Genomic DNA, 23,421 nt, shown 5'->3' on the forward strand with positions numbered 1-23,421 from the left:
CATCAGCCCTGACCACCCAGCACGGCGCTGACGTACACCGAACGGTCGATCAGATCGTGTGCCGCGCGATCGGCGATCCCGATGGCCGGGCCCGCGAACAGCGTCATCGCGAGGCCCACCCCCACGAGGGCGACGGTCGGCCCGATCATCGCCGGGGGCATGCGGCCCGGATCGGTGCGGTCGACGAAGTCGATGTCCGACGATTCGTCGATCAGGGCGGACGGCACGGCGTCGGAGAGATCACCCTCGGGTGCGTCCGCGCGTGCCCGCCAGAACGCCTTGGTCCACACGCGAGCCATGACATACAGCGTCAGCAGGCTGGTCACGGTGCCGCCGCCGACGAGGATCCAGGCCAGCACGCTGCCGTCGTCGGCGCCGGCCTGCAGCAGAGCCAGCTTGCCGATGAAGCCCGAGAACGGCGGAATGCCACCGAGGTTGAGGGCAGGGATCAGGAACACCGCGGCCAGTGCGGGGCTGGCGATCGCGAGCCCACCGAGGCGCCGCAGCGACGACGACCCGGCTTGCCGCTCGATCAACCCGACCACCAGGAACAGCGTCGTCTGGACGACGATGTGGTGCACCGCGTAGTACAGCGCGCCGGACAGGCCGATCTCGGTGGAGAGCGCGATGCCGAAGATCATGTACCCGATGTGGCTGACGAGGGTGAACGAGAGCAGTCGCTTGATGTCGTTCTGCGCGATGGCGCCGAAGATGCCCACCAGCATCGTCAGCAGTCCGCTGACCAGCAGCACGTTGTCGAGTTCACCGCCGGGGAACAGCAGGGTGTGGGCGCGGATGATCGCGTACACACCCACCTTGGTGAGCAGGCCCGCGAACACCGCGGTGACCGGGGCCGGTGCGGTGGGGTACGAGTCGGGCAGCCATGTCGAGAGTGGGAACACCGCCGCTTTGATCCCGAACGCCACCAGCAGCACCGAGAAGATCGCCAGGCGCACCCCGGTGGGCAGGGTGTCCAGCCGCATCGCCATCTGCGCCAGGTTGAGGGTGCCCGTCGCGGCGTAGGCGTAGGCGATGCCCACGAGGAAGATCAGCGAGCCGACCATCGAGACCATCACGTACGAGACGCCCGCGCGCACGCGATCCGCGCTGGCCCCGAGGGTCAGCAGCACGAAGGATGCGGCCAGCAGCACCTCGAACCCGACGTAGAGGTTGAACAGGTCGCCCGCGAGGAACGCATTGGACACGCCCGCCGTCAGGGCCAGGTAGGTGGGCAGGAAGATCGACGTGGGTTGGTCGTCGCTGCCGTCGCGGATGCCCTGCCCGACGGCGTAGACGATGACGGCGAGCAGCACGATCGACGACACCACCAGCATCACCGCCGCCAGGCGATCGGCCACCAGCGTGATGCCCACCGGCGCCGCCCAGCCACCGACCTGCAGGGCGTGGGTTCCGGTGCGGTCGACGAGCACCAGCAGTGCCGACGACACCGCCAGCACCGCCACCAGCGCGGTGATGGTGACCGTGCGCTGCAGGCGCGGGCTGCGACCGACGGCCAGTGTCGCAGCGGCGCCGATCAGCGGGATCAGCACGGGCAGCGGGGTCAGGATGTTCAGCGCTGTCGCCGCATTCAGTGTTGTCGCCGCGTTCAGCGTCTCCAGGGCGTTCGGGGCGCTCATGTCGTGCTCTCCGGCCGCTCGCCCGAGTACGCGTCGTCGTTGATCTCGACGTATCCATCGAGGTCCTCGCGGTTGCGGATGAGTTCGATGGGAATGGGGTTGCCGTCCTCGTCGAAGGCGTCGCCGGCCATGCGCGGACCGCCGGTGAGGGGGTCGTCGGAGCGGTCGCGGTCGGGAGCGTCGGACGGTGCCCGGCGCAGCGAGACCTTGCGGTCCTCCTCGTCGTCCTCGACGGTGTCGGCGATGTTGATGGTGAAGCTGCGGTAGGCCAGGGCGAGAACGAACGCGGCGACACCCATCGTGATGACGATCGCGGTGAGGATCATCGCCTGGGCGAGGGGGTCGGCGGTGGTGTCCGATGCTGTCGAGGTGCGCCCGACGATCGGCGGTGCGCCGCCGGGTCCGCCGGCGGTGAGCAACACCAGGTTCACTCCGGCGCTGACGAGCGTCAGCCCCACCAACATGCGGGTGATCGAGCGTTCCACCAGCAGGTACACCCCGGCCCCGACCAGCACGGCCACCACGGCGAGAATCCCGATGTCGGCGGTCACTGCTGCTTCACCTCGATCGGCGAGTCGAGGCGCGCGCCGAGGCTGCGCAGGATGTCGAGCACGAGGCCCACCACGATCAGGTAGACGCCGAGGTCGAAGAACAGCGCCGTCACCAGTTTGATGTTCCCGAGCACCGGCAGCGTTACGGAGATGGTGGCCGACGAGAGCACGGCCGCCCCCAGCAGCATCGATGTCACCGCGGTGCCGGTGATGAAGAACAGGCCGGCGCCCAGGATGCGGCCCGCGTCCAGGGGCACCGTCTCGCCGAGTTCGTAGCGCCCGCCGGCGAGGTAGCGCAGGACCAGCGCCAGGCCCGCGGTCAGTCCACCCGCGAAGCCGCCGCCGGGAGCGTTGTGGCCCGCGAAGAAGAAGTACACCGAGAGCACCATCATCGTGGGGAACACCATGCGGGTGGTGACCTCGAGCAGCAGGATCCGCTGGCGGGGGTCGAGCAGGTTGCTGCCGGTGAGCCAGGTGACCTCGTCGTCTGCCTGGTCGGGGTTCATCCGCTCGCGCGGGCTCGGCGCAGGGGCGTCGGACACCCGCGGGGCGCTGCCGAATCGGCGGTTGCGGAACACCAGGCTCGCGACGCCCGTCGCGGCGATGAGCAGCATCGACACCTCGCCGAGGGTGTCCCAGGCCCGAATGTCGACGAGGATGACGTTGACGGTATTGCGTCCGTCGCCCTCGGTGAAGGCGAGATTCGGCAGCGCGGTGGAGATGGGTTCGGTGGATCGAGCCGCGACGGCGAGGGCGCCGAGTACCGCGACGGTGATGCCGACGGTGGCGGCCAGGGCGATGCGGCGCCGGGGTCGACCGATGAGGCGGGAGGTGTCGACCTCCGGTGGCAGTTTGCGCAGCACCAGCACGAATACCACGAGCATGAGGGTTTCGACGAGGAACTGCGTCAGTGCGAGGTCGGGAGCGCCGTGCAGCGCGAAGATCACCCCGCTGCCGTACCCCACCACACCGGCGAGGACGACGGTGGCCAGGCGGTTGCGCATCACGGTGGCGCCGAGAGCGGCGGCGACCATGATCAGTCCGATACCCAGTTGGAGGGGATCGCCGAGCGCGAACGACGGCATGGTGCGGGTGTAGAGGGCGATCATGGCCATCGGCAGGATGGCGAAGGTCAACATGATCACCGTCTGCGTCACCGGCAGCGACCCGCGCTGGGTGGTTCCAGTCAGTCGCAGGGAGATCTCGTCCATGGCGCGGAGGACGGCGTCGTACGCGCGGTCGGCGTTGGCGATGGGCGGCGCGGCCTGCCGCAAGGCCGTGATGTGCCGGTACCCGAGGTACACCCCGACTCCACCGAAGATCACCACAACGGTGAGCGCCAGCGGTACACCCAGCCCGTGCCACAGCGCGAGGGCGTAGACCTTCTCGCCGGTTCCGTTGCGCTGCATCAGGTTTGCTGCCGGGGCGACGAGTGTGTCGACGAGCGGAGCGGCGAGCCCGCCGACGAGCCCCAGGGTGGCCAACACCGCGGGCGCGAGGAGCATCAGGGTGCTGGGCGGGTGCATCGACGCCACGGCCGGGCTGGGGTCGCGGCGCTGCTTACGGCCGAACGCGCCCCACAGGAATCGGATGCTGTACCCGACGGTGAGGATCGAGCCGAGAACCACGCCCGCCAGCGCGGCCACCGCGGCGGCCGGGTGCAGGGTGTCGGTGTGCACGAACGCCTCGAGGGCGGCCTCCTTGCCGACGAAGCCCAGAAGTGGGGGAAGTCCCGCCATGGATGTTGCGGCCAGGGCGGCGACGACGGCGATGCGCGGGCTGCGATGGCCCAGACGGGCCAGTTTGCGCATGTCGCGGGTGCCCGTCGTGTGCTCGATGACGCCGACCATCATGAACAGCGCCGCCTTGAACAGTCCGTGCGCGAGCATCAGCGTCAGGCCCGCGATCATGGCGGTGCGCGAGCCGAGGCCGACCAGCACGATCAGCAGGCCCAGCTGGCTGACGGTGCCGAACGCCAGGCTCAGCTTGAGGTCGTTGACCCGCAGCGCCCGCCACCCACCGAGCAGCATCGAGGTGATGCCGAGAACGAGGATCGTCGCGCGCCACGGCCCGGTGTCGGCGAACCCCGGCGCCAGCCGCGCAACGAGGTACACCCCGGCCTTGACCATCGCTGCGGCGTGCAGATACGCGGAGACCGGGGTGGGTGCGGCCATCGCGCCGGGAAGCCAGAAGTGCAGGGGCACAATTGCGGATTTGCTCAGCGCCCCCACCAGGATCAGCGCGACGGCGACGGCGGTGTAGACGCCGCCGGGAGGGTCGGCCAGGAGTTCGGAGATGGTGTACGTGCCCGCGCGCTGTCCGAGCGCGACGATGCCCACCAGCATCGCCAGCCCGCCCGCGGTGGTCACCAGCAGGGCCTGAGTGGCGGCCCGTCTACTCGATGCGCGCTCGGCGTGATGGCCGACGAGCAGGAACGAGAGCACCGTCGTCGCTTCCCACATCACGTACAGCAGCAGGAGGTTGTCGCTGATCACCAGGGCGAACATGGCGCCGGAGAACGCGGTCATCTTCGCCGCGAACAGGCCCAGGCGAGGTTCGTCGTCCTCGAAGTAGCGGCTGCAGAACACCAGCACCAGCGCGCCGATCCCCAGGACCAGCAGGCACATCAGAGCCGCGAGCGAGTCGAATCGCAGCTCGATGTTCATCGACAGGCCCGGCACCCATTCGATCCGGGTGCGGTGCTCGGTACGCAGGTTCGCCACCACCCACACGAACCCGGCGAACGGCACCAGGGCCAGGCCGAGGAAGCTGTTCCTGCCGAATCTGCGCACCACCATCGGCGCGGACAGGGCCGCGAGGACGTGGGCGAGAAAGATGGGCAGCACAGGTCACTCCGTCGAGGAATCGTGGGCGGCGGGGTGGCGGGCGTTCATAGTCTATCGGGTGGGCCGACAGAGAAGGGCGGTGTCACGGGCCGTCGAAGGTACACACGGGCGGCGCAGTAGATCACCACGCCGAGCATCAGCAGGTGGCCGAACCGGTCGGTGGCGGGGTACTCGGCGTACAGGCTGCGCGAGCCGGCGAGGAACTCGGCGATGTCGAGATCCCCCACCTGAACTCGATCGGGAAGCATCGCCGCCACCGGCAGCACGCCCAGCGCGCCGACGATCACGAGGGTGAAGCCGTTGACGGAGTCGTCGGGTGTCCGGTTCGGGGCGGCGGGCAGGGCGGTGACGGCGAGCGTCAGTCCGGCCGCGGCCGCGACGACGGCGCCGAGCGGGGCAGCCGGCGCGCGGGTGAGTGCACCGATGATCGGAGCCGTCGCGAGCAGCGCGAACGCGACCAGGCCCAACCAGGGTCCGCGGCCGAGACGGGTGGGTCGCAGCCGGGCAGCGGCGATCAGCCCCACCACCGCGGCCGCAACGCCCACCAGCACGGTGACGGTCGGCGGCGCACCCGTCGTGCGCAGGCCCGACCACACCGACACCGCCGCCGCGACGATCGCGACCACGGTCATCGGGAACGCGGAGTCCGCACGATCCCACCGGGTGCGCGCGACGTCGATGGCGAGCACCGTCGCCGCCACGGCGAGGGCCGCGATGATCGCGCGGCCGATGTCGGAGGCGTCGAGTGCGTTCACCACCACGCGCTGCGCGATCAGCCCCACGGCGCCGACGACCGCGGCCCACACCACTGTTCGCAGCGCGACGCGGGGACCGAACCCCGCCGGTGGTGCGGGGGGACCGCTGACCACCCCGAGGGCACCGACCACCACGGCGCCCGTGAGAGCCCACCACGCGGGTTCACCGAAGACGCTGGTGCTGAACGGGCGAGTGGGTGCGAACTGGTTGGTCAGCAGATCCACCCGGCCGCCCGCCGCGACCAACAGATAGGCGCCGAGCACACCCGTCGCCACCGCCGCCAGGCCCCGACGCGAGCCCCGCACGGCGTAGGTCGACGACCCCAGGAGCACCCCCGCCGCACCGAGTTTGAGCACCTGTAGCGCAATCAGCGAGTCGATCCCCGCGGCCTGCGGCACCGCCACTTTCACCGCCGCGATCACCAGGGCGGCGATCGTGACCGACACCCAGTACGGACGCGTCGTCGCCGGCTCGAGCGGGCCCGCCGTCCCATGCTCGCCGGTGGCCTCGGTCCGTCCGGCCAGCACGGCGCAGGCGACGTAGGTCGCCACCGCGACGACGGCCCCGATCACCAGCGCCGCACCCTGCGCGTCGAGCCAGCGCCGGATCTCCGCAGCCGATGCGTTCAGCAGCCACCCGTCGCTGCGCGGACTGGCGAACACCACCCCCGCCACCACCCCCGGCACCCCCGCCAGCACGGGGAGAAAGGGCAGCAGGCTACGCCAACTCGTCACTCAGCCCCTCCCAGCGGCGTAGGCGGCGAGGGAGGCCACCTGGTCGGGGTCGAGGGAGGGGCGGACCGCGCTGCGGGCGGCGGTGATGTCGGCGGCGCTGACGGTGGCGGTCTCGACGTCGCGTCGCATCGCCGCCAGCGCTGCTTCGCGCAGCACCGCCGCACAGTCGGCTGCGGAGTACCCCTCGAGTTCGGTGGCCAGCGCCTGCAGGTCGACGCCGTCCTCGAGGGGAACGGATTTCGCCGCCGTTCCCAGGATCGCCGCGCGGGCCTGCGCGTCCGGTGGCGGCACGAACACCAGTTTCTCGAGCCGACCGGGCCGCAGGAGGGCTGGGTCGATGAGGTCGGGTCGGTTGGTCGCCCCGAGGACGACGACGTTGCTCAGCGGCTCCACACCGTCGAGTTCGGTCAGCAGCGCTGCCACCACCCGGTCGGCGACGCCGGCGTCGGAGGTCTGCCCGCGCCGCGGGGCAAGGGCGTCGACCTCGTCGAGGAAGATCAGCGACGGCGCCGATCGCCGTGCGCGGTCGAACAGTTCGCGCACCGCCTTCTCCGACGCGCCCACCCACTTGTCCATCAGTTCGGCGCCCTTGACGGCGTGCACGCTCAGCTGACCGGAGCTCGCGAGCGCGCGCACCACGAACGTCTTGCCGCACCCGGGTGGGCCGTACAGCAGAACGCCGCGCGGTGGGTCGACGCCCAGGCGCGCAAAGGATTCCGGGTGTCGCAGCGGCCAGAGCACCGCCTCGGTGAGCGCCTGCTTGGTCTCGACCATGTCGCCGACGTCGTCCAGGCTCAGCGATCCGACGGCCAGTTCCTCGCTCCCGGAGCGGGCGAGGGGCCGCACCACCGACAGTGCCCCGACGAGATCGTCCTGCGTCAGGCGAGGGTCGGTGGTGTCCCGGTGGGCGCGCGAGGCCGCTCGCAGCGCTGCCTCCCGGCACAGCGCCTCGAGATCAGCGATCACGAAACCCGGTGTCCGCAGGGCAATGTCGTCGAGGTCGAGCTCGTCGGCGGGCACCTCCTGGAGCAGCAGCGCCAGGATCGCCGCGCGGGTGCGCCCATCGGGGAGCACGAGGGTGAGTTCGCGGTCGCAGATCTCCGGCGCTCGCAGTCGCGGATCGAGCGACTCCGGGTGCGCGCTGGTCACGATCAGTGCCACGCCGGCGGTGTCCACCGCGGCGCGCAGGGCTTCGAGGATCAGTGCGGCGACCGGCTCGGCGGGGGTGGGCAGCAGGGCGTCGACGTCGGTGATCAGCAGCACCCCGCCGCCGGCTCGCACGTCGTCGGTGGCGGTGGTGACCGCGGCCAGGCGCCCGTCGGCGGCAAGGGAACCGATGGTGGGCCCGTCGAGTTCGACCAGTCGGCGACCGTGCGCGACGGTGCGCACCAGCCCGCTCTTGCCCACGCCGGCCGGGCCGGTGATCAGCACACCGAGCCGCGCGGACGCCCGCAGCGTTGTCAGCAGCGCCGAACGATCGAGCGCCAAGGTCAGCCATTCGGTGAGGGTGGCGGCCTCGCCCTGCGCGCCGGGCAGAACCTCGGGTGGAGCGGAGGTGCTGGGCGGTGTGACGGTGAACGCCCCGGCCGTGGCTGCCCGCGCGGTGGTGGCCGTCGCCGGGGCCGGGGTGGCATCGGCGAACGAGACCGCGGTGTTAGGCTGCACGCTCACCGGGCCGGGTGGGTCGACGGTGACCACGGTCAGCAGCTCGGAGGTCCACGCCGCCCCGAACACCCCAGCGAGCCGTTTGCTGATCGCCGCGTTGGACGTCCCCGGGCCCAGATCGCGGGGCAGCAGGGAGACCGTGTCGCCCGGTGTGAGCACCTTGCCCAGCAGGGCCGCACGCAGACCCGGCCCGTCGAGTGCGCCGTCCACCAGCGCCGATCCGCGCACCGTCACCGTGCGGCCGCCGTGTACCAGCACGGGGCTCAGCACAACCCGCGCATCCTCCTTCAGGCCCACGTTCGAGAGCGTCACATCATCGAGAAGCACTGTGCCGCTGGGTGTTCCCTCGGGTGCACAGGCGATCACGGCGGCGGTCCGCCGGGCCCCGGTCAGCGCCACGGCGTCCCATTCCCGCAGGCCGAGCGCCGCGAGCGCCTCGGTGTGCACGCGCACCACCCCGCGCCGGGCATCGGCGGCCGAGATCGCCACGCGCACGGTCAACGTCAGCTGCGGTTCGCTCACCGCCCTGAGCCTAGTCTCCCGCGCTCGACGCACCGGTCTTTGCTGGATGCGCACGCAATAGCAGGTGCGCAGGGCCAACAGGGGTGCCTAGGCTCGCACCATGCCAACCGCCGTCGTCGTCTACCACGAGAGCAGTCACGAACTCGGGCTGCGCAACATCGGCACCGTGCGCCCTGCGCTCGAGCGTCGCGGGTTCGAGGTGATCGCCGCGTCGTTCGAGTGCCGCGACGTGCCCGACCCCGATCCCGCCGACGCCGACGTGGTGGTGGTGATGGGCTCCGCCGACGCCGCGTACGACGACACGCTGCCGTGGCTTGCCCCGGAACTCGACTTCGTGCGCCGCGTGGTGGCCGATGATGTTGCGGTGCTGGGCATCTGCTTCGGCGGGCAGGTGCTCTCGCGCGCCCTCGGGGGGCAGGTGCGACGGGCGGAGCAGTCGGAGATCGGGTTCGTCACGGTGGAGACCGACGATCCCGAGTTGGTGCCGCCGGGCCCGTGGATGCAGTTCCACTACGACACCTTCAGCGTTCCCCCGGGTGCTGAGTCCCTCGCGCGCACCCCGGCGGCTGAGCAGGCGTTCACCGCGGGGCGGCACCTCGGCGTGCAGTTCCATCCGGAGATCGATGCCGACGTGTTCGCCTCGTGGGCGTCGGGGTGGGATGGGCGCGGTGAGCGCGAGCAGGTGGAGGCGACGGTGGATGTGGCCGCGCTGGCCGCGGAGGTGGCCGCCCGGGAGGACGAGTCGCGACGGGCGTGCGAGCGCCTGGTCGAGCTATTCCTTCGGCGCGTCTGACGGGTCCGACCGCACGGGCGCATCCGACCGACCCGGCGCATCCGACTGCCCCGGCGACCCGGCGGCCCGGCGGGGACGACGCAGGCGCAGGCGGTCGGTGGAGGTTCGGGTGCGTCCCGGTCGGCGCACGGCCACCGGTCGACGCCGTGCCTGCCGCCGCACCGCTCGACGCTCGGCGGGCTTGTAGTTCCACGCTTCCGGGCGGGCGGCCACCCACCGCTGGGACCGCACGGCGAACGGAATGTGCACGAGGTAGACCGCGACCAGCAGCATCAGCAGCACCAGCGGGAACGTCACCACAGCGGCGGCGGCGAGGGCGACCAGGAACAGCACTCCGGGCGCGGCGCGCGGTGGCACCGACACGGTTTTCAGGGCCAGGGTGGGGATGCGGCTGACGGCCAGCGCGGCCGCGAACACCGTCCACATCGAGACGAAGGTGAACGACGACCACCACCCCGACCCGAACTGCTCGAACGCGGCGATCGGCGCCATCGCGATCAGGGCGGCGGCGGGGGCGGGGACGCCGACGAAGAACTCGCCCGCGAACGGCGGCCGGGTGTCGTCGTCGATGAGGGTGTTGAAGCGGGCCAGTCGCAGCACGGTCGCCACCACGAACAGCAGCGTGATGATCCAGCCGCCGGGGCTGCCCTCGAGCAGCGTCACGTAGAGCACCAGCCCGGGTGCGACGCCGAAGGAGATGGCGTCGGCGAGGGAGTCCAGTTCGGCGCCGATCTTGGTGGTGGCGTCGAGCAGACGGGCGATGCGTCCGTCGAGAGCGTCGAGGATCGCCGCCGCGCCGATCATGGCCAGCGCGATACCGAGGTTGGCGTCGAGGGCGAACTTCACCGCCGACAGTCCGCCGCACAGCGCGAGGATCGTCACCGCGCTCGGCAGCAGTCGCACCGCCTGCATGCGGCCGCGGGTGGGCTCGGTGGTGGTCACGGCAGTTCGGCCAGGATGGTCTCGCCGCCGACCGCGCGCTGGCCCACGACGGGCAGCAGTGTCGACCCGGCGGGGAAGTAGGTGTCCACGCGGGAGCCGAAGCGGATCAGGCCGTACGTGCTGCCGATGGTCAGATCGTCGCCGACGGAGGCTTCGCAGACGATGCGGCGGGCGATCAGACCGGCGATCTGCACCACGGCCACCTCGTGGCCGCTCGGGGTGTGGATGAGCATCGAGTTGCGCTCGTTGACCTCGCTGGCGTCGGCGAGATCGGCGGAGAGGAACTGCCCCTTGCGGTACTCGACGGCGGTGACGGTGCCGCTGATCGGGGTGCGCTGGACGTGCACGTCGAGCACCGACAGGAATATCGACACCCGCGGCAGCGGATCGATACCCAGGTCTAGTTCGACGGGCGGGACAGCGGTGTCGACGAGTGCGACGGTGCCGTCGGCGGGGGAGACCACGACGCCGGTGCGCGTCGGTGCCACCCGCGAGGGATGGCGGAAGAAGAGCGCGGAGAACCCGGCCAACGCCAGTGCGGGACGGCTGATCAGGCGCCTCTTGCGAGTCAGCAGCGACACCAGCAGGGGCGCGGCGACGAACGGTGCGCCCGCGGGGTGCAGCGGTGGGACGGTGGACTTGACCAGTTCCACGAAGTGCTGGACTCCGGAACGGGGGGGTGTGCCACTCGGTTCGGGTCGGCGCGCCACGGGCTCCTCGATCGCTGGGAAGGTCGGTCCGGCACGCTCAGGTTACGTCAGTGCGCCGCGTTCGCTCACTCGGGCGAGACCAGCAGCACCTTGTCGTTGCCGCCGTTGTCGGTGGTGACCAGCAGGGTCCCGTCGGGTTGGGCGTTGACGGTGCGGATGCGACCGTACGGCCCGCTGAGGGCGTCGATGCGCGTCTGGCGGAGCACCTCGGTGCCGTCGTCGGAGAGTCCCAGCAGCAGCACCTGCTTGCCCTTCTGCACGCCCAGTGCCAGTGCGCCGTTCCAGGCGCCCCAGCGGTCGCCGGTGAGGAACGTGCCGCTCGCGGTCGCGATGGTCTGCGGGCCCGAACTCCACACCGCCGGTACAGCGCCGGGCACTCGCACGGGGTCGGTCATCGCGACGGACTCGTCGTATCCGGTGCCGCTGCGGTCGGGCTTCCACCCGTAGTTCGCGCCCGGTCGCAGCAGGTTCACCTCGTCGTCGCGGGAACTGCCCTGCTCCACCGAGAACACCTGATCGGTGCCGGGTCGTGCCGCGAGCCCCTGCACGTTGCGGTGGCCGAGGGTGTAGACGGGCGAGCCGGGGAACGGGTTGTCCGCCGGTGGTTGCCCGGTTGCCGCGACGACGCGAAGAACCTTGCCGCCCAGCGAGTTCGGATCCTGTGGAACGGTGGGACGGGCGGCGTCGCCGGTCCCGATCAGCAGCGTCCCGTCGGGCTGGGCCAGGATTCGGCACCCCCCGTGCCGGCCGGTGCTGACGGGGAATCCGCCGATCACCACACGCTCGGGCACCAGCCGTGTCCAGTCCTCGGCGGCAATCCACTCGCGTACCTGGATGTCGGTGGTGGTGGCGTCGCGGTGCCCCTCACAGGTGTAGAGGATGCGGTTCTCGGCGAACCCCGGATCGAGGGCGATGCCCATCAGCCCGGTCTCACCGCTGGAGAAGAAACCGGTGATGTCGGCTTCCATGTCGATGGTGCGCCCGTCGGGCAGGATCGCCACGAACCGTCCGGTGCGCTCGCCGGTGAGCACCGTGCCGTCCGGTGCGCGCACGGCGTCCCACGGCCGGTTGAGCCCGGATGCCAGCTCGGTGATCCGCACCGCGGGTGAGCCAGGGTCGACGGGAGTGGGCATCGCGGAGGCGGAGGTGGCGCCGGCGTCGGGCTCGACCGACGGCGGAGGTGTCGACGAGCAACCGCCGAGGAGGGCGACGACCGTGGCCAGTGCCACGACGGGCAGCACCACGCGACGTCTGTCTGCTGGACGCCGCGCTGCTCGGATGCTCATGAGGTCAAGAATACGAGGACTTCCCAGTACCGGCCTTCTCGACGGCGGCCTTGATGCGTTCGAGGGTCTGCTGCATGCCGGCGGTGAGTTCGGCGTCGAAGTTCTCGGTTCCGCCCATCACGGTCTTCACCGCGAGGCTCGACACTGCCGACCCCCCGTTCGGGGAGTCGCGACGCTGGGTCAGCCGGGTGCCCGTGGCGGTGGGCTCGAGGGTGAACGACCACACCGTCTTGTTCTCGGTGATCCGGAACGCCACGGCGCGTTCGGGTTCGAACTCGGTGACCGTGGCGGTGGTGGGCCAGAACAGCAGCCCACGGCGGTTGAGGTTGATGGTGCGGGTGCCGCGCTGGATGCTCCCGCGCAGCGGCTTCATCGCCACACACTGCGGCGACCACTCCTTCATGCGGGTGAGGTCGGAGACCACGGACCACACCGCGCTCGGCGGGGCGTCGATGTCGATGCTGGCGGCCAGGGAAGCGGGCACGGTGACTCCTGGGTGGGGGGAGACGGGGGATGGCCGAGCCTACTGCGTCCCGCCCGGCCCGAGCGCTACTGCCCGGGGACGATGACGTCCGTGATGGCGATGGTGACGCTGTCGTCGGCGACGTCGATGCCGAGGGTCGCGGCAACCGTGCGGGCGGCGACGGAGCGCAGGGTGTCGCTGAGCGCGGAGATCCCCACCCCGTAGTCGACGGCGACGTTCAGCGTCAGTCCGGCGTAGTGGCCGTCCTCGACGATCACCTCGACCTTCTCGGCGACCGCGCCCTGCTCGTCGACGGCTGCGGCCACGGCCAGGGCCACGACGTGGTCGCTCACACGCAGGGTGTCGTCGGAGTCCCCGGCGGTGGGGAAGGTGGCGTACACCGGTGTGGTGCGCATGGCGGTGGTCCGCAGCGCGGTGGCGATCTTCTCGATCACCTCCATCCACGACGGCAGCTGCTCCTCCCGCAGTTCCTGCGCCGCGCGCGCGAGCAGCCGATCCCCGTCGGGGGTGCTCTTGTCGAGCGAATCGTCGGTCATCGCCATGTCGACATCCTCTCGGCCAGTGTGGTGCGGGCGCGGCCCACCTGCCCGCGCACGGCGCCCGGGGTCATGTTCAGGATCCGCCCGATCTCCACGTGCGACATGCCCTCGACCTCGCGCAGCAGCCACGACGCGCGTTGACGCTCGGGCAGGGTGGCCAGTGCGGCGCGCAGGTCCCGCAGGAAGTCGCCGCTCGAGGCCTGTACCTGGGGATCGGTGGACGGATCGGCGACGACGGAGTCGAACACCCAGTCCTCGGCGGGGCGCGGGATCCGCTTGCGCCGGGCATCGATCGCCTTGTGCGCGGTGATGCCGAACAGCCAGGTGCGCAGTTTGGCGTCGGAGCGGAACGAGCTCAGGCCTTTCCACGCGGCGACGAACGCGTCCTGCACCGCCTCCTCCGCCGCGCCGTGATCGGAGAGCATGTTCAGCGCGTACCGGTACATCGCGGGACCGTGACGGACCACGATGGTGTGGAACGCGGCCCGATTGCCCATGGCCGCGGACGCTGCGAGCCGTTCGTCGCTCACATCCGTCGACGGGTCACGCTCCTCGGCCGCCACGATCGCCATCATGTGACCGTAGTCGGCTGCGGGCCCGTACGCCCAACCGTATTGTGACGCGGATCACGCCGGCGTGTGATTTCCCTCGGATCGGTCGACTCAATTTCCGAACAGCGCACGCCGCATCGGGCGTGCTCGACGGAAGGAAGTTCCCGATGACCGCTCCCGCCTCGTCCACGCTCACCAAGTCCGACAGCGCGCTCGCAGACTCCCACGGCAAGACCGTCATCGCCGACGTCGTGGTGTCGAAGATCGCCGGGATCGCCACCCGCGACGTGCCGGGTGTGTACGGGCTCGGCGGCAGCACCACGCGTGCGATCGGCGCGCTCATCGAGCGCATCCCCGGCGGACGGGTCAACCACTCGCAGGGCATCGGCGTCGAGGTGGGCGAGCGGCAGACCGCCATCGACATCGGCATCGTCACCGAGTACGGCGTCTCCCTCGCGGACGTGGCCGCCGCCATCCGTCGCAGCGTGATCCGCTCGGTGGAGGGCATGACCGGCCTCGAGGTCACGGAGGTCAACATCACCGTCCACGACGTGCACCTCGACGGCGAGTCCGACGAGTCGGAGCAGGCCGAGGCGGCCCCGGCCCCCCGCGTGCGATGAACGAGGAGCAGCTCGACGCGCTCGAGCAGGCCGTTCTCGCGGTCGAGGGCGTGGCCGCGCTCAATGCCGGTGTGTTCGGCGAGGTGGGGACGTACCTGCCGGGCCGACGGGTGGCCGGCATCGTCGAGCGCCCGGAGGGCACCGAGGTGCACGTGACGGTGCAGTCGGGTGCCGACGTTCGCGAGGTGGCCGACGAGGTCCGCAGCGTCGCCGCCACGATCAGCGGTGGCACCGTACACGTGTTCGTCGAGGACATCGTGAGCGTGTGAGGCACCGATGACCGATCCCGGGTATCGCGCAGCCCGCCGACGGGCGATCCGGCAACACCATCCGGACGTCGGTGGGGACGCAGCGACGCTGCGGCGCGAACTCGCCGCCATCGAACTCAGGTTCGGTGGCGGCGAGCGCAGTCTCGACATCGACCCCGGTCCACCGACCGTCTTCGTGGCCGGCGGGCCGATGCGAGCGCTGATCAAGGAGATTCGCGCAGCACTACGCCACCTGCCCACCCGCCGCACCTACATCGACATCTGACGATCCGCAGATCCACCACCGACCTCAATTCCCACCAACCCCAATACCCACCGACCCCAAACTCGACGACCACAAGTCGTCCCACTCGAAGGGAGCACACCATGCGCTCATCCACCGTCGGCCTGCTGGCCGGCCTCCTGATCGCCATCGCCGTCGCCGCGGGCGGTTTCACCGGGTTCCTCGTCGCCATCGTTCTCGGCGCGATCGGCTACCTGGCCGGCGCCTACCGCGACGGTGACGTCGACGTGGCGTCGTTGGTACGGGGACGACGCCGTGGCTGACGTCATCGACCTCCCGCCCGCCCCGGACGACGCCGCCGAACGCGGCGCGCTCACCGTGCGCGACCGCGTCTACGAACGCATCGCCGACCGAGCCATGACCACCACGGCCGGGGTGTCCACGGTCTCGACCGGCCTCACCCGCCGCTCCGCCTCGCGGGTGCACGTGTCCAATCGCGCCGGCAAGGTCGAAGCTCGCGCCGACATCGCCACCGTGTGGCCACTGTCGGCCGGTCGGGTGGCCGCCGCGACCCAGGAGAACATCGGCAGGAACCTCGCCGATTCCGGTACGCCCGCCGATTCGGTGGTCGTGTACGTCACGAGCGTGCAGGCCCCCACAGCCGGCTCCGACGCCGCAGGCAAGACCGCTCTCACCGAGCCCACACTCGGTCGCGCCGTGGTCGATCCCTCCGCGGTGGGCTCCCTGGTCACCTCGCGGCGTCCACGGGAGCGGCCCGCTGCCGCCCCCACCGCTGTCGCACTGGCGCTGGTGCTCCTGGCCGGCGCTGTGGTCGCGGTGCGTGACGCGCTGGTCTACGGCAACGCGATCGCGGGCTCACCCTGGATCGGGTGGGTTCTCGAACGCCTCGACGGCCAGGGACCGCGGCCGGCCCTCGTGCCCATCGGTATCGCGGTGGCGGTGGTCGGTCTGATCGTGGTGCTGCTCGCCCTCAAGCCCCGCGCGAAGCTGTACCGGCCCACCCTCTTCGACGACGTGTGGGTGAGCAAGGTCGGCATCGGGCGCTCGGTGCAGTCCACCGCCTCCGCCGTCGTGGAGTCCGCGACCCCGATCACCGGGGGCGACGGGCAGGCGGCGCAGTCGCCGCGGGTGCGCACCAAGGTTCGCGCGAAGTCGGCCACCGTCACCGTGCAGGCACCGCCGTCGATCGATGCCGGGAACCTCGATCCTGTTCTCCGGCAGGCAGTCTCGCGTCAGCTCTCGGTGCTCGATCCGCCGCTGGCGCCGAACGTGTCGATCAAGTCGTTGGGAGGAAGGTCGTGAAGCGCGGAGTTTCTGTGTTCGACCGGCTGATCACCGGGCTCGTCGGGCTGGCACTCGTGGCCGGCGGCGTAGCGCTGGTGGCCTGGCAGCAGGGTCGACTGCCGTCGAACGTCGGTGTGTTCGAGACCAGCCCGATCATCGACGCCACCGGCCAATCGTGGTGGCCGTACGCCCTCGGCGGCGGTGGAGTCGTGCTCGCCCTGCTGGCCGTGTGGTTGCTCGTCGCCCAACTGCCGCCGAGCGGTCAGGTGACCGTCGCGCTCGACCCCGCCGGGTCGGACCGCACGGCCGGACACCTGCTGCTCGACGTCGATGCCGTCGCCACGCGCGCGGCAACCCGGGCCGGGGAGATCGACGGCATTCGATCGGTGAAATCGCGGACCACGCACGAGCGGGGCACCAAGGTGCTCACCCTGACCGCCACCACGGAGTCGGGCGCCAACCTCGAAACGGTGATGACCGAGCTCTCGCGAGTGCGCACCGAGACCGCGGCGGTGGTCGACGGGGCCGAGCTGGCGGTGCGGGTGCTGGTCAAGGCCCGCTGATCCTGCTGCGGGTGGTGTCGGTGGAGTACAGTTCGGTTCCGACGCGATTTTGTGAACTCGAAGTTTCTTTCCTGTTCTTCCACCCTCACCACCCCGGACGGTGTCCATGTCTGCAGTCAACGACGGTCATGTGGAATTGGCCCGCGCTATTTTCTGCGACGAGTTCGTTCCCGACGGCATCGAGGAATTCGCCGTGCACACCCTGGTCGACCTCGATGTCGACGCCTGGATCACCGACCTCGCGCAGACGGGCATGTTCACCGCGTCCGAGGTCGACGGGCTCGCACTGCTGTGGCGTGAGCGCCCGCACGATCTGATCGCGATCCTGCTCGAGGGTGCGGACGAGCTCACGCTGCGTCGCGCCGGCGCTGCTCTCGCCTCGCGCGGGAGCCGGAGCGTCGCCGCCGTCTGACGGTTGTCGCGGTCCGGCTCAGCGGTTCTTCGGCGGCCGATTCGACGCGGCTCGCTTGGCCTGCCGAGCCTCGGCGATCCGCGCGTTCTCCTGCTGCACCCGGGCGAAGGTTGCGCGCTCGGTGACCAGCCACTCTGGCGGGTCGGCGGTGAGCTCGTCGATCTGCTGCGCGGTCAACGCGTCGCCCACCCCGCCCCGTTCGAGTCCCTTGTTGGAGATCCCGAGCTTCCGGGCGGTGACGTCGCGCGGGAACGGACCCTTCTCGCGCAGCTCGACCAGCCATGCCGGCGGATTCTCGCGCAGCTCCTGCAGTTGACCCTGCGTGATCGTGCCGGTGCGGAACTCCTCCGGGGTGGCGGGGAGGTAGATGCCGAGCTTGGTCGCCGCGGTGAGCGGCTTGAGGGTCTGCGACGAGAAATCCGAACTCACGGGGGTCAGCGTAGACCGGCGTTGCGCTCCGGCCGCCCGATAGGCTCGCCGGTGTGACCGACCTCGATGCCCTGCGCTGGTACGTCGCGGTGGCCGAGGAACTGAGCTTCACCCGCGCCGCCAGGTCGCTCGGGGTTGCGCGGCAACGGCTCTCGGCGGTGGTGATCGCCCTGGCCGAGCAGGAGGGCGGCCCGCTGTTCGTGCCCGGCGACGGGCCCACCGAGCTCACCGATCTGGGCCGCGACCTGCTCACCCGCGCGAGAGCGGCGATCGCCGAACAGGCCGCCGCCGCCGAGCCGGTTTCGGCCGCGCCGCTCCTGCGCATCGGGTTCGTTCCCGGTGTCACGGTGAGCAAGTGGACGCGCATCTGGGCCGAGCGGTATCCGTCGGTGCCGCTCGAGGTGAGCGTGGTGGAGCAGGACGTCCAGCGCGCAGCGCTCGAGACGCAGCAGGTGGACATGTGTTTCGTGCGCCTGCCCATCGAGCGTGACGGGCTCCACCTGGTACCGCTGTGGACCGAGCAGCCGGTGGTGGTGGTGCCCAAGGATCATCCGGCGGCGCTGTTCGACACCCTCACCCTCGCCGACCTGGCAGGTGAGCGGTTGCAGGGCGACGGGGAGCCGGTGCCGGTGCAGCTCGAGATGGTTGCGGCCGGGGTGGGGCCGGTGATCGTGCCGCAGTCCCTGGCCCGGCTGCACAGTCGTAAGGATCTTCTCGCGCGGGCCGTCACCGATGCCGAACCCACCCGCATCGCCCTCGCCTGGCCGAGCGAGAACGCCAGCACGTTCGCCGACGACTTCCTCGCCGTGGTTCGGGGGCGCACGGCCAACAGCTCCCGCGGCTCCGCGCCTCCTGCGAAGGGTCGCCGCAAGCGCCGCTGAGAACACGTATCCCGGGAGCGCTGAGAACACGTTCTCCAGGGGCACTGAGAACACGTATCCCGGGGGCGCTGTGCCTGGGGCTTCGGCGGGGTACTGTTCCGGCAAGCGTCGGGCTCGCAGGGCTCGGCGTGCTCACCGCCCGCGCTATCTCCACAGGAGCTCCTCAGTGCCGAAGTTCTTCGGGTTCAACGCCTCTCGTACGCACCGTGCAACCCGCGTCGTCGTCCTGGCCGCCACGGCCGCTGCACTCGGAGCGGGCAGCGCGCTCGCGGGCGGGTTCACCGCGTCGGCCGCACCCGTCACCTGTTCCTCCCCGGCGGTTCCCAACGACATCAAGGTCGACGGCGTCGCCAGCTGCGGCGCCACGGTCACCGGCACCGGCGCGGCGGGTGCGTACGCCAGCGAGAGCGGAACGGCTGTCTCCGTCGCGGATTCGGGGCTGGCCACCTCCTTCGCCACCGGCTTCGGTACGGCGCTCAGCGCGGTGATCGGCGGCGGCAACTCGTACGCGGTCACCCTCGGTGGCGGCATCGCCCGCGCCGAGGCCACGGGCGGCAACCTGGTGATCGCTCTCGCCGGCTTCGGTGGGGGCGCCACCGCTCGGGGCGCGGGGGTGGACTGCGCGGGCATCAACTCCTTCGCGATCAACCTGAGCACGGGCGCCGCCTGCATCTTCGGTAGCTGACGCTCACCCGGCGCCGCGCCGGGCGCGCCACTACCCTGCTGCTATGAGTTCCCTGGCCGGTGTGCTGTTCGATATCGACGGCGTCCTGGTGACCAGCTGGAATCCGATCCCCGGAGCCGCGGAAACCATTCGGGCGTTGCGCGAGAACGACATTGCGTGCGCGTTCTTGACCAACACCACGTCCAAGACGCGCGCGCAGATCGCGGCCGCGCTGCGCGAGCACGGCGTCGAGGTGCATGCCGACGAGATCATCACCGCGGCCACGCTCACCGCCGATCACCTGAACTCGGTGTACCCCGGCGCGCGGTGTCTGCTCCTCAACAGCGGTGACCTCGGAGCGGATCTGCCCGGCATCGTCACCGTCGACGACGATCCCGACGTGGTGGTGCTCGGCGGCGCCGGGCCGGAGTTCACCCACGATGCGCTCAGTCGGGCGTACGAGGCGATGAGCGTCGGGGTGCCCGTGGTGGCCATGCACCGCAGCCTCACGTGGTCCACTGTGCAGGGGGTGCGCATCGACACCGGCATGTACCTGCTGGGGATGGAGGCGGCGTCCGGGCGGCGGGCGGTCGCCGTCGGCAAGCCCGCTCCGCTGGGGTTCCAGATGGCGGCCGAGCGGATGGGCCTGGACCCGGAGAACGTGCTGATGGTCGGCGACGACCTGCACAACGACGTGCTCGCCGCGCAGGTGGTGGGCATGACCGGGGTGCTGGTGCGCACGGGCAAGTTCCGTCAGGACACCCTCGACCGGCACGGCCGCGACCAGTACGCCCTGCAGCCGATGCACGTGGTGGACTCCGTCGCGGACACTCCGGTGCTGTTGGGGCTGCCCCGCATCTGATCTTCCTTGCACTCTCGGTGGGTGAGTGCTAATTTTTCAGTTGGCACTCGCGATCCGTGAGTGCCAGGTCGGGACGGTGAGATCAGGGATCCATCGACACCCCTGGTCGTCCGTCGCGGGCACCGAACTCGGCCGGTTTCGTATGTGTCACCCCCAAACCGGAGGATCACTTCGCAATGGCCAAGATCATCGCGTTCGACGAAGAGGCCCGCCGCGGCCTCGAGCGAGGCCTCAACGCCCTCGCCGACGCAGTCAAGGTGACGTTGGGCCCCAAGGGCCGCAACGTCGTACTGGAGAAGAAGTGGGGCGCCCCCACGATCACCAACGATGGTGTGTCCATCGCCAAAGAGATCGAGCTGGACGACCCCTACGAGAAGATCGGCGCCGAGCTGGTCAAGGAAGTCGCCAAGAAGACCGACGACGTCGCCGGCGACGGAACCACCACCGCCACCGTCCTCGCCCAGGCGCTCGTGCGTGAAGGTCTGCGCAACGTCGCCGCCGGCGCGAACCCCCTCGGCCTCAAGCGCGGCATCGAGAAGGCCGTCGAGGCCGTCACCGCGTCGCTGCTCGACTCCGCCAAGGAGATCGACACCAAGGAGCAGATCGCTGCCACCGCCGGCATCTCCGCCGGTGACCCGTCCATCGGTGAGCTCATCGCCGAGGCCATGGACAAGGTCGGCAAGGAGGGCGTGATCACGGTCGAGGAGTCCAACACCTTCGGCCTGCAGCTCGAGCTCACCGAGGGCATGCGCTTCGACAAGGGCTACATCTCGGGCTACTTCGTCACCGACGCCGAGCGTCAGGAAGCCGTGCTCGAGGACGCCTACGTGCTGCTGGTCAGCGGCAAGGTCTCCACCGTCAAGGACCTGCTGCCCTTGCTCGAGAAGGTCATCCAGGCCGGCAAGCCGCTGCTGATCATCGCCGAGGACGTCGAGGGCGAGGCCCTGTCCACCCTGGTGGTCAACAAGATTCGTGGCACCTTCAAGTCGGTTGCCGTCAAGGCCCCCGGCTTCGGTGACCGCCGCAAGGCGCAGCTCGCCGACATCGCCATCCTCACCGGTGGCGAGGTCATCAGCGAAGAGGTCGGTCTCTCCCTCGAGACCGCCGGCCTCGAGCTGCTCGGCCAGGCACGCAAGGTCGTCATCACCAAGGACGAGACCACCATCGTCGAGGGTGCCGGCGACGCCGATGCCATTGCCGGTCGCGTCGCGCAGATCCGCTCGGAGATCGAGAACTCCGATTCGGACTACGACCGCGAGAAGCTGCAGGAGCGTCTGGCCAAGCTGGCCGGTGGCGTCGCCGTCATCAAGGCGGGCGCGGCCACCGAGGTCGAGCTCAAGGAGCGCAAGCACCGCATCGAGGATGCCGTGCGCAACGCCAAGGCTGCCGTCGAGGAGGGCATCGTCGCCGGTGGTGGCGTGGCCCTGCTGCAGTCCGTGCCCGCGCTGGACAAGCTCGAGCTCACCGGTGACGAGGCCACGGGCGCGAACATCGTGCGCGTCGCGCTCTCGGCTCCGCTGAAGCAGATCGCCCTCAACGCCGGCCTCGAGCCCGGTGTGGTGGCCGACAAGGTGGCCAACCTGCCCGCCGGTCACGGCCTCAACGCCGCCACCAACGAGTACGAGGACCTGCTCGCCGCCGGTATCAACGACCCGGTCAAGGTCACCCGCTCGGCCCTGCAGAACGCAGCGTCGATCGCGGCTCTGTTCCTGACCACCGAGGCCGTTGTCGCCGACAAGCCGGAGAAGGCCGCCGCACCTGCGGGCGACCCGACCGGTGGCATGGGTGGCATGGACTTCTGAGTCCTACCCCCGCACGTTTCGAAACCCGGCTCCACTTCGGTGGGGCCGGGTTTCGGCGTTCTGCGGGGATTCGAGTGCAGTAATCCGTGCTGTACACGGATTACTGCACTCGATTCGCGGTGATCGCCTAGCCTGCGGGTAGGGACGCGGGGAGGTGCGGGTGCCGGTGACCGATGTGTGGGTGCTCGGCGGCTACCAGAGCGATTTCGCGCGCAACCTCACCCGTGAGGGGCTCGACGTCTCGGACCTGTGCGCGGAGGTTGTTCAGGGCACCCTGGACGCGGCGGGTATCGGCGGTGGTTCGGTCGAGGTGATCCATGTTGCCAACGCGTTCGGCCAATTGTTCACCGGTCAGGGGCATCTGGGTGCCATGCCGGCCACGGTGCACCAGTCGCTGTGGGGGGTGCCGGCGTCGCGTCACGAGGCGGCGTGCGCGTCGGGCAGCACTGCGGTGCTCGCCGCGATGGCCGATCTCCGGGCGGGCAACTACGACTGCGCGCTGGTGCTGGGCGTCGAGTTGGAGAAGACCGTCTCCGGTGACGACGCCGCACGCCACCTCGGCGCCGCGGCGTGGGTGGGACGCGAGGGCACCGAGGTGCCGTACGTGTGGCCGATGATGTTCGACCGCATCGCCGAGGAGTACGACGCCCGCTACGGCCTCGACGATCGCTATCTGCGTGCGATCTCCTCGCTCAACCGGGCCAATGCGCGCCGCAACCCCCGTGCGCAGACCCGCTCCTGGACCCTCCCCGAGGCCGGTGACGCAGCGGCGGATCCGGTGGTCCACGGTCGTGTGCGGCGCTCGGACTGCTCCCAGATCACCGACGGCGGTGCCGGGCTGGTGCTGGTCGGGGATGCGTACCTGCGCGCGCATCCGCGGGCCCGGCCGGTGGCCCGGGTGTCCGGGTGGGGGCACACGACCGTGGGCCTGGGGCTCGAGCAGAAGCTGCGCCGCGACGCCGACAACCCGTACGTGATGCCGCACGTGCGTTCGGTGTTCGCCGATGCCTTCGCCCGCGCCGGTGTGGGCCCGGCCGAGTTGGACGGGCTCGAGACGCACGACTGCTTCACGCCCAGCGAGTACCTGGCCATCGACCACTGTGGTCTGACCGAGCCGGGCCAGTCGTGGAAGGCCATCGACAACGGCGACATCGCCGCCGGTGGGGTGTTGCCGATCAATCCGAGCGGTGGGCTGATCGGCGGTGGTCATCCGGTGGGTGCGACGGGGGTGCGGATGGTTCTCGATGCCGCCAAGCAGGTCTCGGGTGCGGCCGGTGGATACCAGGTGGAGGGTGCGCGCACCTTCGCCACCCTCAACATCGGTGGAAGTACCGCCACCGCAGTGAGTTTCGTGGTCACAGCAGTCGAGTAGGAG

General features: G+C 70.5%; 25 protein-coding genes. 13 read left to right on the top strand and 12 right to left on the bottom strand.

Annotated elements, in window-relative coordinates:
• Positions 1-2 precede the first annotated feature (2 nt).
• From ACY48E_RS15160 to ACY48E_RS15180, 5 genes are read right to left on the bottom strand one after another with little or no spacing between them, the layout of a single operon-like run.
• Positions 3-1,637: a Na+/H+ antiporter subunit D gene (locus ACY48E_RS15160; protein WP_462873058.1), complete on the bottom strand. Its 1,635-nt coding sequence runs from the start codon at positions 1,635-1,637 to the stop codon at positions 3-5.
• Positions 1,634-2,188: a Na(+)/H(+) antiporter subunit C gene (locus ACY48E_RS15165; protein WP_462873059.1), complete on the bottom strand. Its 555-nt coding sequence runs from the start codon at positions 2,186-2,188 to the stop codon at positions 1,634-1,636. The genes ACY48E_RS15160 and ACY48E_RS15165 overlap by 4 nt, the downstream gene beginning before the upstream one ends.
• Positions 2,185-5,034, bottom strand: a complete 2,850-nt coding sequence (locus tag ACY48E_RS15170) for a Na+/H+ antiporter subunit A (protein WP_462873060.1) — start codon at positions 5,032-5,034, stop codon at positions 2,185-2,187. The genes ACY48E_RS15165 and ACY48E_RS15170 overlap by 4 nt, the downstream gene beginning before the upstream one ends.
• Positions 5,035-5,078: 44 nt before the next feature.
• Positions 5,079-6,524, bottom strand: coding sequence for a hypothetical protein (locus ACY48E_RS15175; protein WP_462873061.1), 1,446 nt, complete (start codon positions 6,522-6,524; stop codon positions 5,079-5,081).
• The gene (locus tag ACY48E_RS15180; protein WP_462873062.1) at positions 6,525-8,711 is read right to left on the bottom strand and encodes an AAA family ATPase; all 2,187 of its coding nucleotides are present in this window, start codon (positions 8,709-8,711) and stop codon (positions 6,525-6,527) included.
• A 100-nt stretch (positions 8,712-8,811) separates the two neighbouring features.
• Between ACY48E_RS15180 and ACY48E_RS15185 the strand changes: the two genes are divergently transcribed.
• Positions 8,812-9,504, top strand: a complete 693-nt coding sequence (locus ACY48E_RS15185) for a type 1 glutamine amidotransferase (RefSeq protein ID WP_462873063.1) — start codon at positions 8,812-8,814, stop codon at positions 9,502-9,504.
• On the opposite strand, the gene ACY48E_RS15190 is transcribed toward ACY48E_RS15185, so the two are convergent.
• The 6 genes from ACY48E_RS15190 to ACY48E_RS15215 all read right to left on the bottom strand — a co-directional run bounded on the left by ACY48E_RS15190 (position 9,484) and on the right by ACY48E_RS15215 (position 14,037).
• Entirely contained in the window at positions 9,484-10,416 is a 933-nt protein-coding gene (locus ACY48E_RS15190; protein WP_462873105.1) for a CDP-alcohol phosphatidyltransferase family protein, read from the bottom strand. The two genes, ACY48E_RS15185 and ACY48E_RS15190, sit on opposite strands and share 21 nt — an antisense overlap.
• A gap of 26 nt (positions 10,417-10,442) precedes the next feature.
• Positions 10,443-11,156, bottom strand: coding sequence for a phosphatidylserine decarboxylase (locus ACY48E_RS15195; RefSeq protein WP_462873064.1), 714 nt, complete (start codon positions 11,154-11,156; stop codon positions 10,443-10,445).
• A gap of 65 nt (positions 11,157-11,221) precedes the next feature.
• Complete coding sequence (locus ACY48E_RS15200) at positions 11,222-12,442, bottom strand: PQQ-dependent sugar dehydrogenase (protein WP_462873065.1); 1,221 nt, start codon at positions 12,440-12,442, stop codon at positions 11,222-11,224.
• A gap of 4 nt (positions 12,443-12,446) precedes the next feature.
• Positions 12,447-12,926 (bottom strand): SRPBCC family protein, encoded by a 480-nt coding sequence (locus ACY48E_RS15205; protein WP_462873066.1) that lies wholly within the window; start codon positions 12,924-12,926, stop codon positions 12,447-12,449.
• A gap of 65 nt (positions 12,927-12,991) precedes the next feature.
• Entirely contained in the window at positions 12,992-13,468 is a 477-nt protein-coding gene (locus ACY48E_RS15210) for an Asp23/Gls24 family envelope stress response protein (RefSeq protein ID WP_462873067.1), read from the bottom strand.
• Entirely contained in the window at positions 13,459-14,037 is a 579-nt protein-coding gene (locus ACY48E_RS15215) for an RNA polymerase sigma factor (RefSeq protein WP_462873068.1), read from the bottom strand. The genes ACY48E_RS15210 and ACY48E_RS15215 overlap by 10 nt, the downstream gene beginning before the upstream one ends.
• 146 nt (positions 14,038-14,183) lie before the next feature.
• Between ACY48E_RS15215 and ACY48E_RS15220 the strand changes: the two genes are divergently transcribed.
• The 7 genes from ACY48E_RS15220 to ACY48E_RS15250 all read left to right on the top strand — a co-directional run bounded on the left by ACY48E_RS15220 (position 14,184) and on the right by ACY48E_RS15250 (position 17,408).
• The gene (locus ACY48E_RS15220; protein WP_462873069.1) at positions 14,184-14,636 is read left to right on the top strand and encodes an Asp23/Gls24 family envelope stress response protein; all 453 of its coding nucleotides are present in this window, start codon (positions 14,184-14,186) and stop codon (positions 14,634-14,636) included.
• A complete protein-coding gene (locus ACY48E_RS15225) occupies positions 14,633-14,905 on the top strand; it encodes an Asp23/Gls24 family envelope stress response protein (protein WP_462873070.1) in 273 nt (90 codons plus the stop codon). The genes ACY48E_RS15220 and ACY48E_RS15225 overlap by 4 nt, the downstream gene beginning before the upstream one ends.
• 7 nt (positions 14,906-14,912) lie before the next feature.
• Positions 14,913-15,170 carry a hypothetical protein gene (locus ACY48E_RS15230; RefSeq protein ID WP_462873071.1) on the top strand — a complete coding sequence of 86 codons (258 nt, stop codon included), beginning with the start codon at positions 14,913-14,915 and terminating at the stop codon, positions 15,168-15,170.
• Positions 15,171-15,271: 101 nt separating this feature from the next.
• On the top strand, positions 15,272-15,451 hold the full coding sequence (locus ACY48E_RS15235; RefSeq protein WP_462873072.1) for a DUF2273 domain-containing protein: 180 nt from the start codon (positions 15,272-15,274) through the stop codon (positions 15,449-15,451).
• A complete protein-coding gene (locus ACY48E_RS15240) occupies positions 15,444-16,451 on the top strand; it encodes a hypothetical protein (RefSeq protein ID WP_462873073.1) in 1,008 nt (335 codons plus the stop codon). The genes ACY48E_RS15235 and ACY48E_RS15240 overlap by 8 nt, the downstream gene beginning before the upstream one ends.
• Entirely contained in the window at positions 16,448-16,996 is a 549-nt protein-coding gene (locus ACY48E_RS15245) for a hypothetical protein (protein WP_462873074.1), read from the top strand. The genes ACY48E_RS15240 and ACY48E_RS15245 overlap by 4 nt, the downstream gene beginning before the upstream one ends.
• Positions 16,997-17,102: 106 nt before the next feature.
• Positions 17,103-17,408: a hypothetical protein gene (locus ACY48E_RS15250; RefSeq protein WP_462873075.1), complete on the top strand. Its 306-nt coding sequence runs from the start codon at positions 17,103-17,105 to the stop codon at positions 17,406-17,408.
• An 18-nt stretch (positions 17,409-17,426) separates the two neighbouring features.
• Here the strand turns inward: ACY48E_RS15250 and ACY48E_RS15255 are convergent, their stop codons facing one another.
• Positions 17,427-17,837 (bottom strand): DUF5997 family protein, encoded by a 411-nt coding sequence (locus ACY48E_RS15255; protein ID WP_462873076.1) that lies wholly within the window; start codon positions 17,835-17,837, stop codon positions 17,427-17,429.
• Between the two features lie 53 nt (positions 17,838-17,890).
• On the opposite strand from ACY48E_RS15255, the gene ACY48E_RS15260 reads away from it, so the two are divergent.
• The 5 genes from ACY48E_RS15260 to ACY48E_RS15280 all read left to right on the top strand — a co-directional run bounded on the left by ACY48E_RS15260 (position 17,891) and on the right by ACY48E_RS15280 (position 23,418).
• On the top strand, positions 17,891-18,718 hold the full coding sequence (locus ACY48E_RS15260; RefSeq protein WP_462873077.1) for a LysR family transcriptional regulator: 828 nt from the start codon (positions 17,891-17,893) through the stop codon (positions 18,716-18,718).
• 166 nt (positions 18,719-18,884) lie between these two features.
• Complete coding sequence (locus tag ACY48E_RS15265; RefSeq protein ID WP_462873078.1) at positions 18,885-19,403, top strand: DUF6764 family protein; 519 nt, start codon at positions 18,885-18,887, stop codon at positions 19,401-19,403.
• A 43-nt stretch (positions 19,404-19,446) separates the two neighbouring features.
• Positions 19,447-20,244 (top strand): HAD-IIA family hydrolase, encoded by a 798-nt coding sequence (locus ACY48E_RS15270; RefSeq protein ID WP_462873079.1) that lies wholly within the window; start codon positions 19,447-19,449, stop codon positions 20,242-20,244.
• A gap of 176 nt (positions 20,245-20,420) precedes the next feature.
• Positions 20,421-22,046: a chaperonin GroEL gene (gene groL / locus ACY48E_RS15275; protein WP_462873080.1), complete on the top strand. Its 1,626-nt coding sequence runs from the start codon at positions 20,421-20,423 to the stop codon at positions 22,044-22,046.
• Between the two features lie 166 nt (positions 22,047-22,212).
• Positions 22,213-23,418 (top strand): acetyl-CoA acetyltransferase, encoded by a 1,206-nt coding sequence (locus tag ACY48E_RS15280; protein ID WP_462873106.1) that lies wholly within the window; start codon positions 22,213-22,215, stop codon positions 23,416-23,418.
• Positions 23,419-23,421: the final 3 nt, after the last annotated feature.

The sequence above is a fragment of the Rhodococcus sp. AZ1 genome, assembly GCF_054979605.1.

Bases quoted from the DNA above. Each gene is read 5' to 3' on its own strand.
- ACY48E_RS15250 (WP_462873075.1), top strand. From the start codon at position 17,103: ATGTCTGCAGTCAACGACGGTCATGTGGAATTGGCCCGCGCTATTTTC.
- ACY48E_RS15200 (WP_462873065.1), bottom strand. From the start codon at position 12,442: ATGAGCATCCGAGCAGCGCGGCGTCCAGCAGACAGACGTCGCGTGGTG.
- ACY48E_RS15185 (WP_462873063.1), top strand. From the start codon at position 8,812: ATGCCAACCGCCGTCGTCGTCTACCACGAGAGCAGTCACGAACTCGGG.
- ACY48E_RS15215 (WP_462873068.1), bottom strand. From the start codon at position 14,037: ATGGCGATCGTGGCGGCCGAGGAGCGTGACCCGTCGACGGATGTGAGC.
- ACY48E_RS15225 (WP_462873070.1), top strand. From the start codon at position 14,633: ATGAACGAGGAGCAGCTCGACGCGCTCGAGCAGGCCGTTCTCGCGGTC.
- ACY48E_RS15210 (WP_462873067.1), bottom strand. From the start codon at position 13,468: ATGGCGATGACCGACGATTCGCTCGACAAGAGCACCCCCGACGGGGAT.
- ACY48E_RS15220 (WP_462873069.1), top strand. From the start codon at position 14,184: ATGACCGCTCCCGCCTCGTCCACGCTCACCAAGTCCGACAGCGCGCTC.
- groL (WP_462873080.1), top strand. From the start codon at position 20,421: ATGGCCAAGATCATCGCGTTCGACGAAGAGGCCCGCCGCGGCCTCGAG.
- ACY48E_RS15190 (WP_462873105.1), bottom strand. From the start codon at position 10,416: ATGCAGGCGGTGCGACTGCTGCCGAGCGCGGTGACGATCCTCGCGCTG.
- ACY48E_RS15235 (WP_462873072.1), top strand. From the start codon at position 15,272: ATGCGCTCATCCACCGTCGGCCTGCTGGCCGGCCTCCTGATCGCCATC.
- ACY48E_RS15230 (WP_462873071.1), top strand. From the start codon at position 14,913: ATGACCGATCCCGGGTATCGCGCAGCCCGCCGACGGGCGATCCGGCAA.
- ACY48E_RS15270 (WP_462873079.1), top strand. From the start codon at position 19,447: ATGAGTTCCCTGGCCGGTGTGCTGTTCGATATCGACGGCGTCCTGGTG.
- ACY48E_RS15160 (WP_462873058.1), bottom strand. From the start codon at position 1,637: ATGAGCGCCCCGAACGCCCTGGAGACGCTGAACGCGGCGACAACACTG.